General features: G+C 69.6%; 2 protein-coding genes, 1 tRNA gene and 1 pseudogene. 3 read left to right on the top strand and 1 reads right to left on the bottom strand.

Annotated elements, in window-relative coordinates; all coding sequences use genetic code 11:
* Positions 1–69: 69 nt before the first annotated feature.
* A complete protein-coding gene (locus tag GT042_RS01170; RefSeq protein WP_161306827.1) occupies positions 70–840 on the bottom strand; it encodes an ABC transporter ATP-binding protein in 771 nt (256 codons plus the stop codon).
* 386 nt (positions 841–1,226) lie between these two features.
* Between GT042_RS01170 and GT042_RS01175 the strand changes: the two genes are divergently transcribed.
* The 3 genes and pseudogenes from GT042_RS01175 to GT042_RS01185 form a co-directional block, all read left to right on the top strand.
* A tRNA-Leu gene (locus GT042_RS01175) sits at positions 1,227–1,310 on the top strand.
* A 216-nt stretch (positions 1,311–1,526) separates the two neighbouring features.
* Positions 1,527–2,387: a Bax inhibitor-1/YccA family protein gene (locus GT042_RS01180; RefSeq protein ID WP_161306828.1), complete on the top strand. Its 861-nt coding sequence runs from the start codon at positions 1,527–1,529 to the stop codon at positions 2,385–2,387.
* 81 nt (positions 2,388–2,468) lie between these two features.
* A pseudogene (locus GT042_RS01185) lies at positions 2,469–2,652 on the top strand (hypothetical protein); the annotation flags it as partial.

Below are 2,652 nucleotides of genomic sequence, written 5' to 3' on the forward strand. Positions count from 1 at the left end.
CGGGCGGGTGGGGTCGTACGGCCGTACTGGCGTGCGAAGGAGAGCGTGCGGCGGTGGTCGTACGACCCGTCAGCTCGTACGGCCCTTGGCGTCGAACGCCTTCATCCGGTCGAGCACGCCGTCGGCGGTGGGGTGGAGCATCTCGTCGACGATCCGGCCGTCGGCCAGGAAGATCACCCGGTCGGCGTAGGAGGCGGCCACCGGGTCGTGGGTCACCATGACGACCGTCTGGCCCAGCTCCCGTACGGAGTTGCGGAGGAAGCCGAGCACCTCGGCGCCCGCGCGCGAGTCCAGGTTCCCGGTCGGCTCGTCGCCGAAGATGATCTCCGGCTGCGAGGCCAGGGCGCGGGCGACGGCGACCCGCTGCTGCTGGCCGCCGGAGAGCTGGGTGGGCCGGTGGCCGAGCCGGTCGGCGAGGCCGATCATCGTGATGACCTGATCGAGCCAGGCCTGGTCGGGCTTGCGGCCCGCGATGTCCATGGGAAGCGTGATGTTCTCCAGGGCCGACAGCGTGGGCAGCAGGTTGAAGGCCTGGAAGATGAAGCCGATCTTGTCCCGGCGGAGCTGGGTGAGCTGCTTGTCCTTGAGGGAGCCCAGCTCGGTGTCCCCGATCCGTACGGACCCGGCGCTGAAGCTGTCGAGGCCGGCGACGCAGTGCATCAGCGTCGACTTGCCGGACCCGGACGGGCCCATGATGGCGGTGAACTCGCCCTGGCCGAAGTCCACGCTGACCTGGTCGAGGGCGACCACCTGGGTCTCGCCCTGTCCGTAGACCTTCGACAGTCCGGAGGCGCGGGCGGCCACGGCGGTGGCGCGGTGAGCGAGCGGGGTGGTGGTCACGGCGGGGGACTCCTGTCGACGCGCTGAGTGGACCCCTTCATCGTCTCGGCCGTCCGGCGGCGGTGCGTCAGCCCCGATGCCCGTTCCCGGGGCCCTCTTGGGACTGACCGGAGCCCGCCCGGCTCCTCCTCGGGGATGACACCGCCCCCGAGACAGGGACGACGTACCCCCGGACAGGTACGACTTGAGTGACCGGGCGGCGACTTTTCGTCATTTCCGTACGCCGCAGTAGGTAATGACCACCCGCGCCCACCATGTGTCGATGGCTCATTCCATGTGCTGACGCACCCTCAGGTGTCAGTAAAATAAGACAACATCGGGCCATGGGGCTGAAATTCGGGGCGCGCGCCCCGATATGCTCGTGTGCCAACGCGGAGCCGCGCCACGCCCGGGTGGTGGAATGCAGACACGGCGAGCTTAAACCTCGCTGCCCCTCTCGGGGCGTACCGGTTCAAGTCCGGTTCCGGGCACATATCCGACTTTTCGTTCAGCACCGGAAGCCCTCATTCCGGTCCGACGACTTCTCCGCCCGGGCCGGCCGGCCCGCCCCCGCCCCACCGGTGTGATCGACGGCACCCGTTTCGGGTCACGATCACGGAAAGATCCTCCCGGAGCAGTAGGGTGTTCCTTTTGCTCGCCCATTACTCTTGTGCCAAGGCCGCGCTGGGTGGCCATGGAGGAGTGAGATGAGGAGCAGCAACCCGGTCTTCTCGCGACGGGGCTTCAGCCGCGACAACGGCCATGCGGGCTTCACCGCGGCACCGGCCGGGGGCCCCGCCGTAGGAACCAACCCCTACGCGACCAACCCTTACGCGCCTCAGCAGGGCACTCAGCTCGGTGGCCCGCAGGCGCCCGCCCGCGCGGACGTCATGACGATCGACGACGTCGTGGCCCGTACGGCCATGACGCTGGGCACGGTCGTGCTCACGGCGGTCCTGTCCTGGGTCCTGCTGCCGGTGGACGACGCGAACCTCGGCAAGTCGTACGGCATCGCCATCGGCGCCGCGCTCGTCGCCTTCGTCTTCGCGATGATCCAGTCGTTCAAGCGCACGCCGGTCCCGGCGCTGATCTTCGCGTACGCCGCCTTCGAGGGCGTCTTCCTCGGGGTCATCAGCAACGCGGTGAGCACGTACATCTCGCCGGGCGTCGTGATCCAGGCCGTGCTCGGCACGATGGCGGTCTTCGCCGGCGTGCTGATCGCGTACAAGATGCGCTGGATCCGGGTCACCCGCCGCTTCTACGGCTTCGTGATGGCCGCGGCGATGGGCTTCCTGATCCTGATGGCGGTCAACGCCCTGTTCGCCCTGTTCGGCGGCGGTGACGGCCTCGGCTTCCGCAGCGGCGGCCTCGGCATCCTCTTCGGCGTGGTCGGCATCATCCTCGGCGCGTGCTTCCTGGCGCTGGACTTCAAGCAGGTCGAGGACGGCGTCGCGTACGGCGCTCCGCGCGAGGAGTCCTGGCTGGCGGCCTTCGGCCTCACCGTGACGCTCGTGTGGATCTACACGGAGATGCTGCGGGTCCTGTCGATCCTTCAGGGCAACGACTGACACCGCGACAGATAGACGCGAAGGGGTCCGTGGCGGGTGCCACGGACCCCTTCGCGTGCCCGGGGCGCGTAGGGTCGCGGCGTGCTCGATACAACGCCCCTGACGGCCGCCGTGGACCGATTCGCCGACCGCCTGCGTTCCGCCCCCCGCAGCAGGCTCCAGAGGGGCGCGGCGGCCGAGGCGCTGGCGCTGGCGAGGGAGCTGTCCGTACGGGCCCAGCGGCTCGAAGCGGCCGGCGACGCGAGCGGCGGCGGCGATGGTGGCG

This window comes from Streptomyces sp. SID3212 (assembly GCF_009865405.1).
GTDB lineage: Bacteria > Actinomycetota > Actinomycetes > Streptomycetales > Streptomycetaceae > Streptomyces.

Coding starts and splice junctions, on each gene's coding strand:
- GT042_RS01180 (WP_161306828.1), top strand. CDS start 1,527: ATGAGGAGCAGCAACCCGGTCTTCTCGCGACGGGGCTTCAGCCGCGAC.